The sequence below is a fragment of the Bradyrhizobium sp. 27S5 genome (assembly GCF_037217225.1).
Lineage (GTDB): Bacteria > Pseudomonadota > Alphaproteobacteria > Rhizobiales > Xanthobacteraceae > Bradyrhizobium > Bradyrhizobium septentrionale.
Genome location: NZ_CP147715.1, coordinates 95,745 through 116,378 on the forward strand (window position 1 = coordinate 95,745; position 20,634 = coordinate 116,378).

Consider the following 20,634-nt stretch of genomic DNA (forward strand, 5'->3'; position numbering starts at 1 on the left):
CTATCTGTGATCCGATGGGCCTCGGCGGATGTGGATGGGGGCCCCCGGAACGATCGGGCAATCCCGAATTTCGTGATCGCCGTCCGGTTGTGGTCGTCGAGTCTTAGGTTATAGATAAGACCATGCCAGATCGCACCCTATTCCTTCATCTGACCGACGCCCACGTCTCCGCCAAGGGCGTGCCGCACGCGCGCGACGATATCAAGGTCGAGGTCCCGGGGCTGCTGGGCGGCACGCGCGAAGCAGCGCTTGTCCACCTGTTTTCCCGCTTCGCCGAGTGGCTGGAGAAGGAAAAGCTTCCGCTCGACGGCGTCATCTTTTCTGGAGACGCGCAGAACAAGGGCGATCCCGGCGGCCACGAACTGGTGCTCGAGGTCATTCTGAACAAGTTAGGTCCCTTCGGGATCGTGCCTGGCAAGATCGTCGCCACCCCGGGAAATCATGACGTGCCTCAGGGTTCTCTGCCGAGCGATCCTGGGCGGTACGCCGCCTTCAACAAGGTATGGCGGGATGCCGGCTGCATCGTGCCGTGGCTGGACGGGATCGATAAAGATTCGCCAATCGAACACCCGGAACGGCACCGGCTGGTCGCTCCGGATCTCAGTTGGGCGATCTTCCCCATCAACACCAGCAACTGGTCGCACGTCGCGGCGGTCTTGCCGGAGCCGTTGCGGAACGTCTGGGACCGCATCCCCGAGACGATGGCCCCGGGCAATCCCGACGAGGCCGCCCGGATCGCCCGCCAACTCGAGAGCCTCGCGCGCTTCGATATGGCGCGCGTCTCCGACGAGCAACTGGACGTGCTACGTCGGTTGATGGCCGATACCGCGAAGCCGCCGGGCGGACGGCAACTTCGCGTCGCCGTGATGCACCATCATCTGCGCACGCCCTCGCTTCGCGAGGAACTGAAGGCGTTCGCCGACATCTCGAACCTCGAGCACGTGCGTGCGATGCTGCGTGCCGGCGGCATCGACGCGGTCATCCACGGTCACAAGCACGAGCACGCGGTCTACTACGATCACGTCTATGGGGCTGACGGCGAGGAGGCCCAGCGGATCCTCGTGATTTCCGGGGCGACGTTCGCGCAGGGCAGCGAACAGGACGCGATGCGTCTCGTCGATGTCGGCGGGCTTCCGCACGTTCCGGAGATTTCCGTGCAGCCCCTGCCGTTGCCCCGTTCCGGATCCGACTGGCATCCGGGACAGGCCATCCGCCGCCGGCTCTGGATCCAGAACGAGCGTTCCGGCGCTCCGGTCCTTGTCGTCCCCAATGCGCCTATCGTGATCGAGGGATCCGATCTCGACGAAGTCTATGCGCGGGCATGCGCGGCGGCCTCGAACGATGCGAAGCGCGCGACGTTGATCATCCATCTCGATATGCCTTGGACGCGGAACGACGAACTGCCGCTACCAACCGACTATCCTATGCCGAGCGGGCAGGGCGACCCTCGTGACGTCTGGCTGCGCGATCTCGTTGGCTGGTGGCAGCGCGATCGCTCCCAACTGGAGCACCGAATCCCGTACGTTCATGGTGCCAGGTTGCGTCGATACGGGGGAAAGATCGACCAGATCAGGCGCATCATCGATCTCTTGCGGATGAAGGAAAGCACACGCGCGCTTGCGATTCTCGTCGATCCGTTCCGCGACTTCAATCAGGATCTAACGCGCGAGGAGTTTGCATCGTTCTGCCTGGTGGAATTCCGCCGCCGCAACGACGGTACTCGCACCGTCGTCGACGCGATCGCCTTCTACAGGGCGCAGGAATTCGCGAGATGGTGGCCGATCAACATCGCCGAGCTTCGCTTGCTGCAGAACGAGATCTGCGGTGAGACCCGCTTCGAACCGGGGCGGATAACGACGATCGCAGCCGACGCGCGCACGATAGCGAGATCTCCGACGCAGGTCGCGATGCCGATCGTGGACCGGTGGCTTGACCAGATTCCAGAGCGTCTCCATCTGTTGGCCGACGCGCTGGTGCATCGCCAAATAGGGGGAGAGGCGCAGAAGAAGGCGGTCGTCGGATGGCGATCGGCATTGGCGGAGCTTCGAGGCGCTACCGATGGTTTCAATCCGGACGGCGTGCCGCTCGCGATCGAGGGGCTGGCGACGCTCGCCGCGTACATCCAGGCAAGCGCCGCACCGACGGACGACGAAGTGCTGGGAATGGCGAGGCGGCTCCGCGAGCTCGCCGATCACAATCAGCAGTATGAACGCACGAAACGCGAAGCATCCGATCACGCGCGTTGGTCGCAGACCGCGAAGCGCTACATCGACGAGCTGGAGGAGGTCACGACCGCGCGTACATAGGCGAAAGTTTGATCGCATGGCGCGACGCCGCCAAGTGACATCGGCGGTTCGGTATCGTACGATGACAAGCGCTTCCAGCGATCGATTGCCCCGAGCGCTCACGCAATATGAACCCATTTCCGTCAACCGATCCGAGGAACGCCCTTGCCCGCCGTTTTCCCCGATCTCGTCGTCGTCATCCCCGGTCTCATCGGCTCCGTTCTCGAGAGGGACGGCAAGGCGATCTGGGGGTATTCGCTGGGCGCGGCGTGGCGCGTCGTCGCGGGTGGTGCGCTGGATCTGCTTCAGCTCAAGGGCCCCGACGACGAACGGGAGGATTTGGGAGACGGGATCAAGGCGACGGGATTGATCTCCGACGTGCAGTTGATCCCTGGTCTCTGGAAGCTCGAGGGTTATTCGATCCTGGCCGAGAAGCTCGTCGGCGACATGAAGCTGACTCGGAACGAGAACTATCGGGAATTTCCCTACGACTGGCGGCGAAGCAACCGCGTGTCCGCAAGGAAGCTTGCGGCCCTCGTTCCGGGCTGGCTGCAGGAATGGCGTGACAAGAGCGGGAATGCGCAGGCCAAGGTGACTTTCGTGGTGCATTCGATGGGTGGGCTCGTCGCGCGCTACTATGTCGAATGTCTCGGCGGCTGGAAGACGACTAGGACGCTCCTCAGCTTCGGCACGCCCTATCGCGGCTCGGGAAACGCTCTGGGGTACATCTGCAACGGCTTCTCGTGGGAAGCGGGACCTCTGAAGGTCTTCGACGGTACCAAGGCGATCCGCTCCTTCGATTCGGTCTATCAACTGCTGCCGACCTATCCATTCGTCGACATCGGCGAGAAGGACCTTGCGCGGGTCGGCGATCTCGATTTGCCCAATATGGATCGCCAGCGGGCGTCGGCGGCCGCGGTGTTCCATCACGAGATATCGTCGGCCCAGACGGCCAACGCGAAGGATGAAGCGTACGCGGTGTCCGGCCCCAAGGTGCGGCCCGTCGTCGGCATCGAGCAGCCGACCCTGCAGTCCGCCAAGCTGGAAGGATCCGTGCTGACGATGCTTCGGTCGCTCGGTGGAAAGGACCTGAAGGGAGATGGCACTGTTCCGCGGCCTTCGTCGATACCGCTCGAGCTGGCGCAGCAGAGCGCTTCGTACGTGGCTACGACGCACTCCGCCTTGCAGAGCGACGACGGCGCGCTCGGCCACGTGCGGGGCGTGCTGACGGAGGTCGACGTCGACATGTCGAAGTTCCGCGAGGTCGGGGTCGGCACCCTGGGTCTCGATCTGCAGGACGCATATGCCGCCGACCAGGCCGTCGAGATATCCGCGGTCGCGTCCGACTATGTGCAGTCTATCCCCGGCCGCATCACGCGTCTCGACGCCGCGCAGCAGGACACGACGATCACCTTGCGGCCGGCCGGCGACAAACACGTCGGTTCGGTCAAGCTTCCGGCCGGGCTGTATCGCGTCAATCTCGCCGAAGACGGCTTTCATCCGGTCAGCGACGTCTTCCTGGTCCTCGAGGAATGAGGGCGGAGACGGCTCATGGCTGAAACGAAATGCTGGACTTGGTCGCTCGAGCGCGGCGGCACACCTGCATTGACCAAACAACCGAACCTGGCGCAGGAACTGCAGCAGGAGTCCGACGAGCTGCACTCCGCACTGATCTCGTTTCTCGATGCCTATGCTGCTGCGATCTTCTACCTGAAGGTCACGCGCTTCGGGGAAGGGCTGCTTCGGGCGGAGGGCTCGATAGCGGCCGAACAGCGCGTTCGCGACATCGAGAAGGTGCTGGTCGAATTTTCGTCGCGTCACGTGCTTCGCTTCGACAACCGCATGATCGTGACGGCGCCGTTCCGCTCGGCGACGCCGCACGATGACGCCTATGAATTCGGCCACGCCCGTCCAAAGGCGAAGACGGAAGCTGTGGGGGCCGCGATCGCTCCGCCACCTGTGTCGGTCAATCGGTTTCCGGTCATCCGAACCGACGACGTGCCGGAACGATCGAAGTCATTCACGTTCGAAGTCGATCTGTCGATGCAGCGCGACGCGGGCACGAGAGGAGACGAGATGACGTTCGCGGACCTTCCGGCAGACTGGTCGTCGCTGGACGTCGACGTCGAGGCCTTCTCGTCGAACCTTTCGTTCGGTCCGGGCGAAGAACGTAAGCAGATCCGGATCATGCGCGCCGGCGGCTCCGTGTCGGCGAAATTCGAGGCGACCGTGAGAGCCGACGTGCCGGACGAGGCGACGAACATCGAGATTGTCGCCATGTTTTCGCATGGCGGGCGCTTCAGCGGCGTCGCGCGCAGGACGCTGGCGCTCAAGGCTCCGGCGAAACCCGAACCCCAGGCACCCGCAGCGAGCGATGCCGTACCCCCATCGGGTGCCGTCGCGATCGTGCCCGGCGCGTCCGCGCCCGAACTCACGATCAAGATTATCGGCGCCGGCGGTGAAGGCAAATATCTGTGGAGCCTGGAAGCTCCGCGAGGCAGGGGTCTCGGACCTGCATCGTGGTCGGGCATCTCCGATATGGGCCGGTCGACGGGTGATTTCGCGCTTGGTCTGCTCAAGGAGTGCCCGCGCCTCAAGCCCGGGCAGCACGCGAATGTGTTGCAAGGCATAGGAGAAGATATCTGGGGCGCGACGCCGAAATCGTTCCGCGATCTTTACTTTCAGCTCCGCAAGAAGCTGGGTCCCGGATTCCCCATCCAACTCGTCACCGACGAGCCGCACGTTCCTTGGGAGATGATGCATCCCGACAGCGACGCCGGCATCGACGATGCCGACCACCTCTTCATGTCGCACCCGATCAGCAGGTGGTTCATAAGTTCGGAGGGGCGGATGCCGGCCTCCTTCAAGCCAGGCTCGATCGCGAGCTTCGTGCCTGACTATACGGACGGCTCCGGACTTCCGGCCGCGATCGATGAAGGGAGCTGGCTGGTCTCGAACCTGTCGGCGGTGTCGATGGAGGCCACCTACGGCGCATTCACGAAGTTCTGGGGAGCCGGGGCGCCGAGCGATCCGGTTGCGGTTCTTCACTTCGCCGGTCACGGACAGGCCGAAGATGCGACAAATGCGAAACTGAAGCTGCTGGACGGATGGGTCTTCAGCAGCGAGGTCAACAGCAAGGTCAAGTTGGGCCAGCGGTTCGGGACGTTCATGGTGATCAATGCGTGCGAAGTCGGTGCATCCGAATACCGGCTCGGTCTGATCTCGGGTTGGGCCGCGCGTCTGGCCGATCAGGGGTTCGGTGGGATTCTCGCGCCGCTATGGGCCGTACAGGACGAACATGCCTCGTCCGTCGTTCGGGACTATCTCCGCGACTTCGTCGGCGGACAACCGGTCGGGCAGGCCATGCTCAAGGCAAGGGTAGCTCATCGCGACAAGTCGTCGACGCCGTACGCCTACGTCTGCCATGGGGATGTCATGGCGTCCATAGCGAAGCCCGCGACTTCCTGATCAGGTCGAGACCGGTACGGGGGCGCCATCGACGAGGATGCCGGCCGTGATCCGGTTGCCGACGTCCACCATGAGATCGCCGCTCGCCTCCGGCGTTCGGATCGAGACGATCAGGGAAAAGCGCACCGGTCGTTCGTAATTGTCGAGCTCGGTCAGGTCTCCCCACCATCCGCGGATGGGGGCGACCGATATGCCGTCCCGCTCGGCCAACCGGTACGCGGGACCGCGCCAGATGTCTTGTACGAGCGTGCCCCTCTGGATGAATCCGGATAGAAGCCATCCATCGTCCTGTGCAGGTAGCGGGCCCGCCGAAGGGCCATCGTCGGGCGCGAAAATGTTGAAGCGGGATTGCGCGCGTCCGTGACCTTCACCGAATCTCTTGACGTCCATCTTCAGCCGGTGCGAGGCGTATCGTTCGTTCGCGCGATCCCTAGACGCGGCATGAGGATCCGGCTCGACGAAGTAGGACAGCGTGCATCGCATCTCGGTCTGAGTGCTGCCGAGCGATCTCAGTACGTCGACGGGCCACGGAAGCCTGAAGTATTTCATTTCCCTCAGCCTGACTGGCTGAAGAACCCCGCCCTTCGTCTGTCTCTCGTAAGGATGAAGTTCGTCTTCGGCGATCAGCGTCAACGCATTCGATGCGCTCGAGAAGAGCCGCTGTTCGTTGGGGACGCCCCATCCGAATCGATCGAGAATGGCGCGCCATGCGTCGAGTTCGCTGAGACCGAACCTGACGAGCGCCTTCTGATGCTCGATCATGATCGGCGTCCATTCGGCAGAGTGCACGATCAGGCCGCGAACGGTCTCCATCCTGTAGCTCGGATAGCGGTTCATCAGTCTGGCACCCAGGCCCGACACCAACGCGGTTGCGGCACTCGTCTCGCAGCACATCGCCAGAGGATTTGCCGGCGCATCGCGGGAAGTCGTCATCACGAGGTGGTCGGGCGACGGTTGGGCGTAGAGGCCGGGATCGTCCACGTAGAAGTTTCCGCCTTCCATCACGATGTCGGGCTTCGAGGCGTGCGATCCCGGCCAACTGGCCGCCGTTCTCGACGTCGGCATCAGATCGCCCGCGGGTGCCAGAAGCGTATTGCCGTGCTCCTTTAGGCTCACCGCCCCGACGGACAGGGCGTTTAGGGCTTGCGCCGGGGATTCGATGCCGTACGCCGCGTTTCGATCGGCGTAGTCCGCGACCAGGTAGGGCTCGGTCGCGGTCCTGCGCACGTTTCCGACCGCAGCACAGAACAGTCGTGTCGTGACGCCGTCGCCATAGGCAAGCTTGTCCAGCACGGCCGAGGTGCTCGTCGGTCGCCCGTCGTCGGCTTCGCCTTGCGCCGTCTGCGCCAGGCAGAAGATACGCGGATGCGGTTCCTTTTCGACGATTTCGACGGCGCGTTGCATCGCGTCGCGTGCCGGGATGTCGCCAGGAGCCTGCGGCGCCGTCACGACGACGGATTCCAGATTGGCCTGCAGCACGACCGGTAACGTGGACTGCGCGACGTCGGAAAGATCTCCGTAAAGCGCGAGACCGGCCATCTTGGTGCCGTGTCCCTGTTTGTCGGTCGTGCCCCATGCGGGCTCGACAGTGTAGCATTTGTCCGCGGGCAGCGACCGTTCCAACAAGGTGTGCGCGCGATTAACGCCGGTGTCCAACATCGTCACGCGGGGGGCGGCCGGCCAAGCCGGAAGGACCCGGCTCGCGATCTCTTCTACGGTCTTGGCCTTCTGCTCGGGCATCAAATCGAAGAAGTCGGCAACGAATGACGATGCGCTGCGCAGTTCGACGATCGCTGCGCTGCCCTGCACGACGCGTTGAAGTTCTTCGGGCGACGCAAGGAGGTTTCGGATCACGACTTCCGCGAATTCGGTAGGCTGTTAATCGGCAAGGGGTCTCGCACGCGATCGGCGCGGGGTCCCGAGTAGCGGTGTGAATGAAATCAAATAGCTAAGGGGGTCACGTCGAAGCCGATGGGGGTTATTTTTCGATCAGTATTCACACTCACACCGGAATAGGTCATACGCTCCGGTGACGTCGAAGAGTATTCTGATCGCTAGCGGCATCGACACATCTCGGGCTTTGGGAAGACGACAGGAAACACGAAACGTGCAACTTGCCGAAATCGGTGCCGCCACAACTCCGGCCAATCCGGATATTCGCAGGCGCATGGCGTCAAGCACAAAGGCGCGATCAACAAAGCACTACGTCGCCAATCACGATGGAGTCGAAGTGGGTTTTGTAGCGGTGGACGCGATTCCAGAGGCCGATTACCTTGTTTTGTACGAGCTCTTTGTCATCGAGCGTTTCAGGGGATCGGGGCTTGGCGCGTTGCTCCTGGCGGAGGTCGAGCGTTTCGCCAACATTCTAGGATATGAAAGAGTGATCCTGTTTCCCAAACCACTCGAACCGCCATTTCCGGCCGAGCGCCTCGTGGCCTGGTATAAGCGAAACGGCTACTCGGAGCGTTCCGACTGTCCATCAGAACTTGAAAAAACTCTGTGAGGCGGATTAGTGCAGCGTTTCGCCAGTCGCTGTGAGGCGAGCTCTCGCGGTCTGAGGCGGGTCGGAAGGTTTTCTTTACGTGACCCTCGTCGCTAGGCCTGACGGGGTTACGGCAGAGTGGTTTGATATGAAGCCTTGGTAGTTAGCTTTCTATTACCGAGGAAATATATCACAATTGATAGTAAACCTAGGATAGACCCTTGCAATATCCTAGGTTTAGTATCAAGGTGGCTACATGACAGTCTCAGCCGGAACTCAACGAGAGCGTGCGATTTCGCTGCTGCGTCAGCACGGTATGGCGCGCGCGTCCGAACTGCTTGCGGCGGGAGTAACGGCGGCCACCATCTCGCGGATGCTGGCGAATGACGAAATCATCCAGCTCAGCCGCGGCCTCTATCAACTGCCCGACGCGCCGTCCGACGTAAACAATGCGCTGGCGCAGGCGGCGAAGCGCGTACCGAAAGGTGTCATTTGCCTTACCTCGGCGCTCGCCTTTCATGAACTGACCGACACTATTCCTTCTCGGGTCTGGGTTGCGATCGGTCCGAAGGATTGGCGGCCTGTCGTAACCCGTCCCGCTATTCAATTCGTCCGCTTCGGGCCTAAAGTGCTCCACAAGGGAATCCAGGAGCACATGATCGAGGGTGTAAAAGTGCGGGTCTACGATCCCCCAAAAACCATCGTTGACCTGTTTCGCTACCGCCAGAGTGCGGGTAGACGCTACCAAAAAAGCCCCGGCCTGAACCTGGCGATTGAGGGGCTCCGCGAAGCGCTGCGGCAGCGCAAGGCGACGCCGTCCGAGATCGCGCATTATGCAACAGAGGGAGGGGTCTGGAGCGTCGTGCAGCCTTACCTGGAGGCCATGACCGCCAATGCCTAAGCAGCCCATCAAGAACATGGGGGCGTCCGTCAGGGCGCGCCTGATGGCCATTTCGAGGGATCGCAATCAGACGTTCCAATTGGTTCTGACCAACTATGTGCTTGAACGGCTTCTCTATCGGCTGAGCCAGACCAAGCATCGCGAACGGTTCGTCCTCAAGGGCGCGATGCTTCTGACAAAATGGTTCGATGATCCGCTGCGCCCGACCCAGGACCTCGACTTTCTCGGATTCGGGGATGATGACCCGGACGAGATGGTGAAAACGTTCCGGGAAATCTGCGCTGTTCCCTTCGAGGATGGCGTGGTCTTCGACATCGAGGGCGTCCAGATCGATCGTATTCGGGAAGAGCTTGAGTATGGCGGTCTTCGCATCAAGACGAATGCCACGGTGGATACGGCCCGCGTTCGAGTGCTGATCGATATCGGATTCGGCGATGCGGTCGAACCGGGCATTGCGGAAATGGACTTGCCGGTCATGCTCGATTTTCCGGCACCGCATCTTCGCGCTTATGCCCGCGAGACGGTCATCGCCGAGAAATTTCAGGCGATGGTGATGCTGGGACGCGCCAATAGCCGGATGAAGGATTTCTACGACGTCTGGGCGTTGTCGCGCGCATCTGAATTCACCGATGACCGGCTTGCCCGCGCCATTGCTGCGACGTTTGCTCGGCGAAATACAGAAATTCCCTCGGTGTTGCCTGACGCACTAATGCCCGCCTTTGCTGCCGATGTAGTCAAGGTTCAGCAATGGAATGCGTTCGCGGCGGATGTGGCGTTTGAACCCGGTACGCTGGCGGATGTCGTGAAAGACTTGGGGGCGTTTCTCATGCCACATGCTGCGGAGGCACGAAACCTATCCTAGTCAAAGCAGTCCTTGATGGGGATAAGAGTTTTGAGCCGGACTCCAAAGAGTGGGGACTGGATCCCATTGGCAAACGAGATTTTGACGAAACAAATGCCCTCTTGCCGTCCCTCTGGGATGCTCTAGTAGATCGATGCTTTCCGCAGCGCACTATTTTGAAGGGCGGAAAATTCCGCCAGCGACCCAAGCTTGTTTGATGTTGTTTCTCAGCCGCAAATAGGAGAAATTGGCGGTTTTAGGTCGGGAAAACCAAATGCGCGTTGTGGCGAAATTTCAGTTTTTGGCTTCCGATTTTCAGGGAGGCGGCGAAAAACTTACAAATATTATTCAGAAATGGGGGCAAAACAAATTCGATAAGGCTTCTGATGGCCGAACTGTGATCCGGAAAAGTAGGTTATCCGCGAACTTCGATCGCCGTGTCGAAATAACAGGTGAGAGTTCGCAAACTACCTTCGATGTGGTGGAGCCAATCGCAAATGGGCAACTCCAGACCCGCGTCAAAATTCTAGAGACTTCGTCAACGGTCAACTTTCAGTGCGCACTATCTGTTGCGTCCGATGGCGGTCTGATTCCGCCGGGAGTGAATATTCGCTCTCCCCGGTTTATCCGCGATATCGTGGATATACCTGCTCAATGGCGCGTTGCGGAAGACGCCGAACGTCTTTTCGCCAAATGCTTCGATGTTAAGGAAGCAGAAGTTGAAACGCTACGAGCGCTGATTTCGGCGTCTCAGCGGAGATTTCCTCAACGTCTCAGCCAAAGTTCATGATCGAATCATAACCGCGTCCACCATGGTCGGCGATGGCACAAATGCGCTCACACTTTACTATTTTGCAGGGCACGGGTTCGCGATCGGACAAGAATCCTTCATTGTGGGAGATGGCGCCGAACAGGACTCAAAAGAAGCGCTCAAGACGAGTTCACTCACTCAATCGTCCATCCTCGCGGGCCTGCACTCGCGTGGAGCGCCAGTTATCGCAATTCTGGACATGTGCCGGTCGCAACTCTCCATCGTCGATGCCGAGGGGCACCGTGCACTGAACGAGAAGCCGCTAGACGGATATCAGGCCATTTCCAAAGTTCCAGGATTGCTGGTTCATTATTCCACGTCGCCCAACGAGTATGCGGCGGATCTCCCTGCTCAAGCCAACGGGCTGTATGCTCACGTCTTCCTGGAACAGACCCCGAATCAGCCGGGACTCTCTGCGGAACAACTCCTCAACGACATCGTCGGAAAGATGCTCGCCGATGGACTACAGATCGAAGGAAAAACCTACAAACAGTTCCCAAACCTCGTCGCTTATCCCGACGATTGGACGAAAATCCAAATCTTCGATGCAGCTTCGGCATCGAGATTGGACTCGGTGATGAGCGCGGTGATTCAGCTAAACAGCATGGTCGAAAACGGCCCCGGGGCGATCGCGCTCGCTTGCCGCATGGCGATCGAGATTAAAGACGAATGGAAAGCCGCGCCCGATCCGATCGGCTCGCACACGACGGTCGCGCAGATGCTTGAGCGAATAGCCAGGTTGCTGCAAAGGATGAAGGACAAAGGTTATCCCTGTCCCGACATACTGTCGACGAAAGCCGCGTCAGCTCCAGTGACGCTACCGCCGCTGGCGCATGTGGCAAAGACTGCAGTGGTGCTGTCGGCCGCTGGCCAAACAGCAGGTTCGTACGACCTCGCGAAAGTAGGAACTTGGCTGACCACCAATTCGGTCTCCCTGCCCCTCAATGTCACAAAAGCCGGGACCTTTGCCACAATCGCTCGCGCCCCGGTAAAGTTAGAGAGCGCCTTCGTTTCGGCATCCAAGATTACTGCAGCGCCGGCCGCGTCCGACGTCTATTTCACTCCAATTGACGGAGACAATGCAAGACTCGTTGATACCAAGGACCAGATCGTCGTCCGCTTTATGACCGGCGGCTCGGACCTTATAGATCCGGACAAGGTGGTGGCAGCGATCAAAAAAGTCTCGAACGGCCCGACCAAGCTCGTCTTTGTTATTCTTCCGCCGAACAAGCCGAGCGACAAGAATTATCTCGACCGGCTCCGCTTGAGTTCGGTGCGCGCATTATCGGTCGTAAGACAGATCACCAAAGCGGGCATTCCCTACGGCCAGATAGTAGCGCCGGGAGAGGATCAACAAGCGTCAATACAAATTTATACCCTTCAAGCGGACGAAGCATTGATCAAGATCGTCGGCACTTCGTCGACGTCCTTCGATGCACTCGGCAAGGACTCGCTGAATCCCACCGCGGCGACGGGAGCCGCGAAGCAAAACCTCGACATCTACGAGACGATGACCAGATTCACGAAAGGATGATCGGCAGCGACCTTCAGGGCCCAAACCATGGTGCTCCCCGTCGCCTATCTCAGTGCGAGTTCGCCAGACACAGTACCTTGTGGGCAGACTGTCGATTCCTTGTCATCGGTCTTCCAGTGGCCCACGCAGCCTCAGTAGTCGTGAACCATGTCATTGGCTCCGTAGGTTGTGACGGGACCACAGTTGCGGTGGCATCACTACTCCAGTCGGCTCGATCGTTTCGGCCGCGCCATGGGCAGGGGTTGGTACGTGGCGAACCCGGGGTGCATTTTGGCATGGGGGGTGGAGCGAAAATCGGTCGACTTCGGGGCACAACACTGGTACACACGACACCTTCGGGCGAACGATAAGCCTCTGATTTTGTTGCGCTTGTTGAAGCTGAGCGGCAATCCCTCCCTCTCCGCCACCGATTTTCAGCAGCGCAGAAGTCCTTCAAATATAAGCGTTTCTCGAACCGGCGGCATTTGCACGGTGGAGCACCCCAGTGGGGCACTTCTGAACCCCCTTTTGCCATATCGCGTCGGGATTTTCGACTAGAAAGCGGAGCGCCCCGGTCGCTGCGGCATGCCGCGTTCGATCGTCGACCGTTCGCGCCGCTCGACATCGTGCTGGTGTCGGAACGTGGTGTGCGATTGACGTAGCCTGAGCGGCCGCAGAAGCTCGGTCGCGCGCCGTTACGCGAAAGCTCAGACACACGATGAACCCGAAACGAAGAATCGCCCTCATCGACCGTCTCGCCGATGCGGTCGGCTACGTAGGTCCCGACTTTGAAAGGTTCGGCGGAATCTTCCTGGATTGCCTGCTCGAGCTTCCCATCAACCATCAAGGCGTCAATCTCGTCGGCTACCCCGTCTCGGGCGTCATCGACAGCGTAGGCGACGACGATCGTCTGATCGCCGAGTACTCGGACAGAGGCGACTATTTCGAAGGCGCCATGCATATAGCGCGACAATCAGGATGAGAGCGGCGCGTCAATCAAGATGAGACGAGGCGGCCGAGTCAGGAGATAATTGACGCTGGCCGCCTACTTGGCAAGCGTTGATTGACGCTGCGCGACAATCAAGCGGCGCTGCCAGCGTCAATCACAGTCTTGTCGAGTTCGTTGGGGGTCGTGTGAACAGGTGGCCGGCCTGGACCGCGCTTGCGATCGAGGGCAACTTTTCGACGGTAACTTTCGACGTTCATCTCGAGGATCGTGGCGTGGTGGACCAAACGATCGATGGCAGCCAACGTCATTGCCTGGTCCGGGAAGATACGCCCCCATTCGCCAAATGGCTGATTGGCCGTGATCAGCAGCGAGCGTCGTTCGTAGCGGGCGGCGATCAACTCGAACAGCACACTGGTTTCCGCCTGATCCTTGCTCACATATGTGATGTCGTCGAGGATCAGGAGGTCATAGCGATCGAGTTTGGCGATCGCGGACTCCAGCGCCAGCTCGCGCCGCGCGACCTGCAGCCGTTGCACCAGATCAGTGGTGCGCGCGAAGAGAACGCGCCAACCGTTCTCGACGAGAGCCAGGCCGATCGCCGTGCCGAGATGGGTCTTGCCGCCGCCCGGTGGACCGAACAAGAGCAAATTGGCGCCGGCCTTCAACCAGGCGTCGCCAGCGGCGAGCGCCATCGCCTGTGCCTTTGATAGCATCGGCACGCTTTCGAAGTCGAAGGTGGCGAGCGTCTTGCCGGCGGGCAAACGCGCTTCCACCATGTGTCGCTCGATCCGACGGCGGGTGCGATCGGCCGCCTCGTGCTCGGCAAGGGCGGCGAGGAAGCGGGCGGCAGGCCACCCTTCCTTGTCCGACTGTGCGGCGAGCTTCGGCCAGATCGCCTTGACGCCCGGCAGGCGGAGCTCATTGAGAAGCAGCTCGACACGGGCAGCATCGACGGAGGTAGCGATACCGGTCATGCTGCCTCTCCCAGGTTCGAGCGGCCCGACATGACGCTGACGGAGGCGAGTTCATCGTAGACGTCGAGCGGCGCCAGCTTGACGGCGACACGCGGGATCGAGGCCGCCTCGGGTCGGAAGCGGTCGCGCAGCGCGGCAAGATCGGGTAACTGTCCGGCGTCCAGATCCATCGCGATCACCTCGGCGAGTTCTGCTTCGCAGGCGCGCTCGTGAGCCAGCGCCAGAAGCTCGACCGTCACCTTGCAGGCGCGCCGGTCATCACCATGCTCCCGCAAGGTCTCGAACAGACGTTTGTAAGCTGCACGCGGGAAGAGTTGGTCGCGATAAACGAGATTGAGGAGCGCCATCGGCTTGCGCCGCAGGGCATGGATGACGTGCCGGTAATCCACAACATGACCGCCCTGGCTCTCGGACACAGGCCGACCGCGCCGCAGCGTCACGACCGGCGTGACGCCAAGGAAGCATTCGAGCCGGTCGTCGAAGATGCGCACACGCAGGCGATGGCCGATCAATCTTGAAGGCACGGTGTAGAATACGCGCCGCAGGATGAAGCCGCCTGACGACGTCACCGGGATCACTTTCTCCTCGAAGTCGGTCGTGCGGCCTTTTGGCAGCGGCGCCAAGGCCTCCTTCTCGAGCGCGATCGGCTTGGCGAGGTTGGCGTTGCGCCGGCCGACAATCTCGTCGACAAAAGCCCGGTACGCATCGAGACTGGCGAACTCGCGCGTCCCCCGCAGCAACAGCGCATCTTCCAGTGCCCGCTTGAGATGGCCGTGCGCGCTCTCGATCGAGCCGTTCTCATGTGCGATGCCCGCATTGTTGCGCGTTGGCGCCATGCCATAGTGGCCCATCAGCCCGGCGTAGCGCTGCGTCAGATCCCCCCGTGCGTCGGCGGCCAGATTGCGGAATGCTGCCGACAGGCTGTCGCTGCGATGCTCCCGCGGCACGCCGCCAAGCGCCCACAGCGCGTTCTGCAAGCCCTCCGCCAGGGCGACGAAGCTTTCGCCGCCGAGCACGACATGGACATGCTCGAAGCCGGAGAACGCCAACCGGAAGTGATAGAGCCGGTGATCGAGCGGCTCACCCGCGATGGTAATACCGAGCGCGCTCACGTCGGTGAAGTCGGACAGACCCAGGCGGCCGGGCTCGTGCTGCTGGCGGAAGATCACGTCCTGTTCGGGGCCGTTGAGCGCCCGCCAGGCGTTGATGCGCCGCTCCAGCGTGCGGCGGATGTTCGGGTTCAAGTCATGATGCCGTCGGCGCAGCTCGTCCAGCACGCCGATCACGCGGATGCCGGGCGCAGCCTTCAGGATCGGAACGATCTCGGCGTCCCAATACTGCCCGAGCGGATCGGACCGGCGCCGGCCCCTCGGCGTCTTCTTCTGCGATGGCGGGCGACAATCGCCCTCGATTCGATACGCGCTTGCCTTCGAGAACCCCGCCTTGGCCGCGGCGGCCTCGGGGGACAGTGTCAGTCGGTACGTCATGTACAGCCTCATCTGGTGGTCGGTGATGTGGAGGCCAGGCAAGGCATCGATTCCCTCTTGTCGAGACGAACCAACAGCTTGCACCAGCCGCACCCGGCCGCCAGACGGGTCCAAAAACGCGCGACGCCGATGGGGACGGTCCTCCGGTCGGGCTGCGCCCTCCCTTCGGTCCGTCCCCATCGGCGCAGTCTCACCTTGATTGTCGCTGGAGTCTCACCCTGATCGCCGCCGCGCACATGCAGAAGGCGGAAGACGATCTGACCAAGGCGCTCGCGCGGAAGCCGGACGTCCACGTCGTCTTCCTCCTATCCGGTCGCCGAAAACGACCCCAAGCAGCGCAGGCGTTCGAGACGCGGGTCCGAGCCTGGCGGTCCATGGAGGGAAAGGCGCTTCATCTCTGGGGCGCCGAGGACATCGCGACCCGCCTGGTCGACGAACTGCTTCTCGACGACCGCGCGGTGAGGCGGCTCGCGGATCACCTTCCCGAATTCGAGCGGATGCATGACGAGGAGGCGGCGAGCCATGCGATTCCCGCACCCGATCGCCAGCAGATCATCCGGACCGACATCGACCGGGAGATCGCCAGGAGGCTCAAGCAAGAGGCGTGCGTGGAAATCACGGGAGTCGCAGGACTAGGAAAGTCGGCCGCAGCGGCGGCCTACGCGATCGAGCATCGGGATGAATTCAATCTGACGGCCTGGTTCGATCCGAACGAGATTAAGAGGCCGGAGGACCTCCAATCGGTGCTTCTCGTTCGCGGCGGTGTGGTCCGGAACGTAGCCTATCTCCTGAAGACGCGCGCCTGTCTCCTGGTCATCGACGACGCGGGTCCGGATCTTCCGATCGACGCGCTCGCGAATCTGTGCGGACCGAAGTCGAAGAGCATCCTGACCCGACGCGTCACCTCCGTGGGCTCGTACGAGTTGCCCTTCGTTCCGCAAGCGGTCGCCCGAGCCATGCTGGAGCAGTCGGGATCGGCTTGTCCCCAGCACGTCTTCGACACCGTCTGGTCGGCCGTCGGCGGTCATCCGCTTTCGCTAGGTCTGATCGGCGCTGCTGCCCGGCAGGGCGTGTCCTGGTCGGATCTCGCGGTCGACTGTCGGAGTATCGGAGATCTCGATGACCGAGGTCAGCGTCTCGCCGACCGGTTGCTCGGTAGATTGCGCCCCTCCTTGCACCGGGAGCTGTCGGTGTTCGCCTGGTGCGGCGGACCGGCCTGTCCTTCCGGATTTCTCGAGAGCGTCATCCAACCCCATGGTCTGCGGAAGCTTCGGGGAAACTGCCTGACGGCCTTTGATCGCAACGACGTCAGACTTCACGACGTCGTTTTCGCCTCGCTGGATGCCGGCTGGTGCCAGCCCGACCGCCACGCCGAACTCGATGCCGCACTCGAGTCATCCCTGATCTCATCGGCGGCGGAACCCGGCCTACGGCTCCTGACCACGGCGCGAAGCCTGCGAGGCAAGCTCGAAGACCTGGTATCGTCGGGATCGCGCAATCCGGCATTTCGCTACGCGTTACTCCAAGCCTGGGATGCAGCCGAGCTACGGCCGGATCTGATGTGTTTCGGCATGGAATAAGGACCCCGTTTCGGGGTGATCGGCATCCAATCGGGACCCCGGGATAAGGGTCCACAGTGGCTTCCATCGAGTCATGGAAGCCGAGGTTGGGATGCTGGTGGTGGAGACGATTGGTAAGATCCGTCGCGCCTACTTTGTTGATGGTCGTCCGATCAAGGCGATCTGCCGAGAACTTGGCGTATCGCGGAAGGTGGTTCGCAAGGTCATTCGTTCTCAAGCGACGGAGTTCCGGTACGAGCGCGAGACGCAGCCGCTCCCGAAGATGGGTGCCTGGAGTGCCGAGCTTGATCGGTTGCTGGCAGGGAATGAGAGCAAGGCGGCGCGGGAACGGCTGACGCTGATCCGGCTATTCGAGGAACTCCGCGGCCTGGGTTATGCCGGCGGCTATGATGCGGTTCGTCGATACGCCCGACGGTGGACCAAGGAACGCGGCACCTCGACAGCGTCGGCTTATGTGCCGCTGAGCTTTGCCCCAGGCGAAGCCTACCAGTTCGACTGGAGCCACGAGGTGGTCCTGCTGAGCGGCACCACGGTGATGGTGAAGGCTGCTCATGTTCGGCTCTGTCACAGTCGCATGCTGTTCGTGCGGGCCTATCCGCGGGAGACGCAGGAGATGGTGTTCGACGCCCACGACCGGGCATTCGCCCTGTTCAAAGGCACCTGCACCCGCGGCATCTACGACAACATGAAGACCGCGGTGGAGACGATCTTTGTCGGTAAAGGCCGTCTCTACAATCGCCGCTTCCTGCAGATGTGCAGCCACTATCTGGTCGATCCGGTCGCCTGTACGCCAGCGTCGGGCTGGGAGAAGGGGCAGGTCGAGAACCAGGTCGGGCTGGTCCGGGAGCGCTTCTTCACGCCGCGGCTGCGGTTCAAAAACCTCGACGAGTTAAACGCCTGGCTGCTCGACAAGTGCATCGCCTACGCCAAGGCTCATCGCCATCCGGAGCTGGTCGATCAGACGATCTGGGACGTGTTCGAAGCCGAACGCCCCAAACTCGTTCCCTATGCCGGCCGCTTCGACGGCTTCCATGCGGTGACAGCATCGGTCTCGAAGACCTGCCTGGTGCGCTTCGACAACAACAAGTACTCGGTCGCAGCCAGTGCAGTCGGACGACCGGTCGAGGTTCAAGCCTATGCCGATCGCATCGTGATCCGTCAGGATGGACGTATCGTTGCCGAGCACCCGCGATCCTTTGGCCGCGGCGATACCGTCTACGACCCCTGGCATTATGTGCCGGTGCTCGCCCGCAAACCCGGCGCCTTGCGCAACGGTGCTCCCTTCAAAGACTGGGTGCTGCCGGCCGCGATCGAGCGGATCCGGCGCAAGCTGGCCAGCACCGACGATGGCAATCGGCAGATCGTCGACATCCTCACCGCGGTGCTGACTGACGGTCTGTCCGCGGTGGAAGCGGCTTGTGCCGAAGCGCTCAGTCACAGCGTCCATTCCGCCGATGTCGTTCTCAATATCCTGGCCCGTCAACGTGAACCCGCCCCACCGGCCAACATCATGACGCCGGCCGCACTGACGCTCCGTCATGCACCGATCGCCGATTGTGCCCGCTACGACAACCTCCGGAGGACCATCTGATGGAACGAACCCAAATCTTCGACCTCATGGGCGAACTTAAGCTCTACGGCATGAAGGCTGCCTTCGACGAGATCATGGCAACTGCCGTCAAGCGCCAGCACGAGCCTCAACGCATTGTCGGCGACCTGCTCAACGCCGAGATCAACGAGAAGCAAGCCAGGTCGATCAAATACCAGCTCACCATTGCAAAGCTGCCGCTCGCCAAGGACATCGCCGACTTCCAGTTCGACGGCACGCCGATCAATCAGACTCTCGTCAATGATCTCGCTGGCGGCGGCTTCATCGCCCAACAACGCAACGTCGTGCTGGTTGGCGGCACCGGTACAGGCAAAACCCACCTGGCCATTGCCATCGCCAGAAGTTGCATCCGCGATGGCGCCAGAGGACGCTTCTACAACGTAGTCGACCTCGTCAACCGGCTCGAGACCGAGACCCGCAACGGTCGGCAGGGACGGCTCGCCGAGCATCTGACCCGCATGGACTTCATCGTTCTCGACGAGCTGGGCTATCTGCCGTTCGCGCAATCCGGCGGTCAGCTCCTGTTCCATCTCATCAGCCGGCTCTACGAGCGCACCTCCATCATTGTCACCACCAATCTTGCGTTCGGCGAATGGCCCAGTGTGTTCGGTGAGCCGATGACTTCATGATGCCTCCTTCTTCGAACGCTTGGTGCGTCGTACCCGATTGCGAAGCTGACGGATTTGGTCGTCTGAGAGCTCGATCTGCCATGGCTGGCCTTTGGCTAACTGACGACCTGCCAGCAATTCCCGCGCGAGATAATCGAACACCGTCTGCGGGGTCACTCCAAGCTCAGCCGCTGCGCCCTGAATTGAGAAGCTTCCATCGGGCCAGGGCATCGGATTCTTGTCCACGCCGTTGATTTTGACGGTGGGAATGCCCCAGCGGGTACGCAACAGCCAGACATTCTCGCCTTTGAAGGCGCAGCCTCGAGCCGCGACGAAGCCTTCCTGATTGAGTATTGCCGCGATCTCGGCATCCATTTTGTGTTCAGCATTCAACTCGACGATCCGTTGCCGCAACCGATCAATGTCGATGTAATCACGGTATGTCTGAACGCGCCGTTGCACGTGATGCTCGCTGGTTGCACCGGTCTGCCAGACGATCTTGAGCCACACCTGACCTCGGGTCCGCTTCTGATCAAGAACGACTTCGCGGATCACAAATCGCAGAATGCGCTTGCGATCGGCTGCCGACGTGGTGGCCGCGTTCCAAATCCGCGGCAGGTTCTCGCCGAGCGCTTGTAGCCCTGCGCATTCCGCCGGGCCAATCAGAAGCGGCTCTTGCCCGCGCCAACGCGCATGCTCCTGCTCGACCGCCTCTGCGACACGCAGCCTCTCTTCCCAAGCCCGCTCAAGTGAGCGCGCCACAAGACGGTTCTCGGGCTCTACGGCGTCATACTGGCGCCGAGCGCGCTCGGCCTCGTAGCGGGCGCGCTCCACGCGAAGCGCCCACTGGCGCTCGAGCTGACGGCTCTCCTGCTCCAGTTGGCCCGCGGCTGCGAGTGCGATCTCAATCTGATCCGGCACCAGGGCGTCGAGGACTATCCGCTCGACCAGCGCGTCAACCGCCAAGGCCCGGACTTCCTGGCACATTGCACTGCCTTGCTGGTCCCGATCCGAGCGGCAGCAATAGACCGGATAGTCGGCATTCGGGCCCGTGTAGCGCATGCTCATGCGCCGTCCACAACGACCGCAGACCGCAATTCCTTGTAACAGGGCTGCCCCCTTGCGC

Annotated in this window: 15 protein-coding genes and 1 pseudogene; 12 read left to right on the forward strand and 4 right to left on the reverse strand. The window is 61.5% G+C overall.

The window, feature by feature from the left end; translation table 11 throughout:
• The first annotated feature begins 122 nt into the window (after positions 1 to 122).
• From WDM24_RS43360 to WDM24_RS43370, 3 genes are all read left to right on the forward strand, one after another.
• Positions 123 to 2,306 carry a metallophosphoesterase gene (locus WDM24_RS43360; RefSeq protein ID WP_338832611.1) on the forward strand — a complete coding sequence of 728 codons (2,184 nt, stop codon included), beginning with the start codon at positions 123 to 125 and terminating at the stop codon, positions 2,304 to 2,306.
• A 144-nt stretch (positions 2,307 to 2,450) separates the two neighbouring features.
• Positions 2,451 to 3,821 (forward strand): esterase/lipase family protein, encoded by a 1,371-nt coding sequence (locus WDM24_RS43365; RefSeq protein ID WP_338832612.1) that lies wholly within the window; start codon positions 2,451 to 2,453, stop codon positions 3,819 to 3,821.
• 15 nt (positions 3,822 to 3,836) lie between these two features.
• Positions 3,837 to 5,753 carry a CHAT domain-containing protein gene (locus tag WDM24_RS43370; RefSeq protein ID WP_338832613.1) on the forward strand — a complete coding sequence of 639 codons (1,917 nt, stop codon included), beginning with the start codon at positions 3,837 to 3,839 and terminating at the stop codon, positions 5,751 to 5,753.
• Here WDM24_RS43370 and WDM24_RS43375 read toward each other — a convergent pair whose 3' ends face one another.
• Positions 5,754 to 7,607, reverse strand: coding sequence for a S8 family peptidase (locus WDM24_RS43375; RefSeq protein ID WP_338832614.1), 1,854 nt, complete (start codon positions 7,605 to 7,607; stop codon positions 5,754 to 5,756). It lies immediately after the preceding gene.
• A gap of 253 nt (positions 7,608 to 7,860) precedes the next feature.
• Here WDM24_RS43375 and WDM24_RS43380 point away from each other — a divergent pair, with 253 nt between their 5' ends.
• From WDM24_RS43380 to WDM24_RS43405, 6 genes are all read left to right on the forward strand, one after another.
• Positions 7,861 to 8,256 (forward strand): GNAT family N-acetyltransferase, encoded by a 396-nt coding sequence (locus WDM24_RS43380; RefSeq protein WP_338832615.1) that lies wholly within the window; start codon positions 7,861 to 7,863, stop codon positions 8,254 to 8,256.
• Positions 8,257 to 8,491: 235 nt separating this feature from the next.
• Positions 8,492 to 9,136, forward strand: coding sequence for a type IV toxin-antitoxin system AbiEi family antitoxin domain-containing protein (locus WDM24_RS43385; RefSeq protein ID WP_338832616.1), 645 nt, complete (start codon positions 8,492 to 8,494; stop codon positions 9,134 to 9,136).
• Positions 9,129 to 9,998, forward strand: a complete 870-nt coding sequence (locus WDM24_RS43390) for a nucleotidyl transferase AbiEii/AbiGii toxin family protein (protein WP_338832617.1) — start codon at positions 9,129 to 9,131, stop codon at positions 9,996 to 9,998. The genes WDM24_RS43385 and WDM24_RS43390 overlap by 8 nt, the downstream gene beginning before the upstream one ends.
• 253 nt (positions 9,999 to 10,251) lie before the next feature.
• Entirely contained in the window at positions 10,252 to 10,767 is a 516-nt protein-coding gene (locus WDM24_RS43395) for a hypothetical protein (RefSeq protein WP_338832618.1), read from the forward strand.
• A 22-nt stretch (positions 10,768 to 10,789) separates the two neighbouring features.
• Positions 10,790 to 12,322, forward strand: a complete 1,533-nt coding sequence (locus WDM24_RS43400) for a caspase family protein (protein WP_338832619.1) — start codon at positions 10,790 to 10,792, stop codon at positions 12,320 to 12,322.
• Between the two features lie 697 nt (positions 12,323 to 13,019).
• Positions 13,020 to 13,283: a hypothetical protein gene (locus tag WDM24_RS43405; protein WP_338832620.1), complete on the forward strand. Its 264-nt coding sequence runs from the start codon at positions 13,020 to 13,022 to the stop codon at positions 13,281 to 13,283.
• A 98-nt stretch (positions 13,284 to 13,381) separates the two neighbouring features.
• Here WDM24_RS43405 and istB (WDM24_RS43410) read toward each other — a convergent pair whose 3' ends face one another.
• Positions 13,382 to 14,224: an IS21-like element helper ATPase IstB gene (istB, locus tag WDM24_RS43410; RefSeq protein ID WP_176535476.1), complete on the reverse strand. Its 843-nt coding sequence runs from the start codon at positions 14,222 to 14,224 to the stop codon at positions 13,382 to 13,384.
• The gene (gene istA / locus WDM24_RS43415) at positions 14,221 to 15,753 is read right to left on the reverse strand and encodes an IS21 family transposase (RefSeq protein ID WP_422389058.1); all 1,533 of its coding nucleotides are present in this window, start codon (positions 15,751 to 15,753) and stop codon (positions 14,221 to 14,223) included. The genes istB (WDM24_RS43410) and istA (WDM24_RS43415) overlap by 4 nt, the downstream gene beginning before the upstream one ends.
• Before the next feature lie 194 nt (positions 15,754 to 15,947).
• Between istA (WDM24_RS43415) and WDM24_RS43420 the strand changes: the two genes are divergently transcribed.
• The 3 genes and pseudogenes from WDM24_RS43420 to istB (WDM24_RS43430) form a co-directional block, all read left to right on the forward strand.
• Entirely contained in the window at positions 15,948 to 17,291 is a 1,344-nt protein-coding gene (locus WDM24_RS43420) for a hypothetical protein (protein WP_338832621.1), read from the forward strand.
• Between the two features lie 91 nt (positions 17,292 to 17,382).
• The gene (gene istA / locus WDM24_RS43425; protein ID WP_414645818.1) at positions 17,383 to 18,882 is read left to right on the forward strand and encodes an IS21 family transposase; all 1,500 of its coding nucleotides are present in this window, start codon (positions 17,383 to 17,385) and stop codon (positions 18,880 to 18,882) included.
• Positions 18,882 to 19,508: pseudogene (istB, locus tag WDM24_RS43430) on the forward strand (IS21-like element helper ATPase IstB); the annotation flags it as partial. The gene istA (WDM24_RS43425) and the pseudogene istB (WDM24_RS43430), both read left to right, overlap by 1 nt.
• A 15-nt stretch (positions 19,509 to 19,523) precedes the next feature.
• On the opposite strand, the gene WDM24_RS43435 reads toward istB (WDM24_RS43430), so the two are convergent.
• Positions 19,524 to 20,576: a hypothetical protein gene (locus tag WDM24_RS43435; protein ID WP_338832622.1), complete on the reverse strand. Its 1,053-nt coding sequence runs from the start codon at positions 20,574 to 20,576 to the stop codon at positions 19,524 to 19,526.
• Between the last annotated feature and the right edge of the window lie 58 nt (positions 20,577 to 20,634).

What these genes read in the sequence shown, in the direction of transcription:
- WDM24_RS43360 (WP_338832611.1), top strand. Translation starts at nt 123, where the DNA reads ATGCCAGATCGCACCCTATTCCTTCATCTGACCGACGCCCACGTCTCC.
- WDM24_RS43370 (WP_338832613.1), top strand. Translation starts at nt 3,837, where the DNA reads ATGGCTGAAACGAAATGCTGGACTTGGTCGCTCGAGCGCGGCGGCACA.
- WDM24_RS43385 (WP_338832616.1), top strand. Translation starts at nt 8,492, where the DNA reads ATGACAGTCTCAGCCGGAACTCAACGAGAGCGTGCGATTTCGCTGCTG.
- WDM24_RS43390 (WP_338832617.1), top strand. Translation starts at nt 9,129, where the DNA reads ATGCCTAAGCAGCCCATCAAGAACATGGGGGCGTCCGTCAGGGCGCGC.
- WDM24_RS43395 (WP_338832618.1), top strand. Translation starts at nt 10,252, where the DNA reads ATGCGCGTTGTGGCGAAATTTCAGTTTTTGGCTTCCGATTTTCAGGGA.
- WDM24_RS43400 (WP_338832619.1), top strand. Translation starts at nt 10,790, where the DNA reads ATGGTCGGCGATGGCACAAATGCGCTCACACTTTACTATTTTGCAGGG.
- WDM24_RS43405 (WP_338832620.1), top strand. Translation starts at nt 13,020, where the DNA reads ATGAACCCGAAACGAAGAATCGCCCTCATCGACCGTCTCGCCGATGCG.
- istB (WP_176535476.1), bottom strand. Translation starts at nt 14,224, where the DNA reads ATGACCGGTATCGCTACCTCCGTCGATGCTGCCCGTGTCGAGCTGCTT.
- WDM24_RS43420 (WP_338832621.1), top strand. Translation starts at nt 15,948, where the DNA reads ATGCAGAAGGCGGAAGACGATCTGACCAAGGCGCTCGCGCGGAAGCCG.
- istA (WP_414645818.1), top strand. Translation starts at nt 17,383, where the DNA reads ATGCTGGTGGTGGAGACGATTGGTAAGATCCGTCGCGCCTACTTTGTT.
- WDM24_RS43435 (WP_338832622.1), bottom strand. Translation starts at nt 20,576, where the DNA reads ATGAGCATGCGCTACACGGGCCCGAATGCCGACTATCCGGTCTATTGC.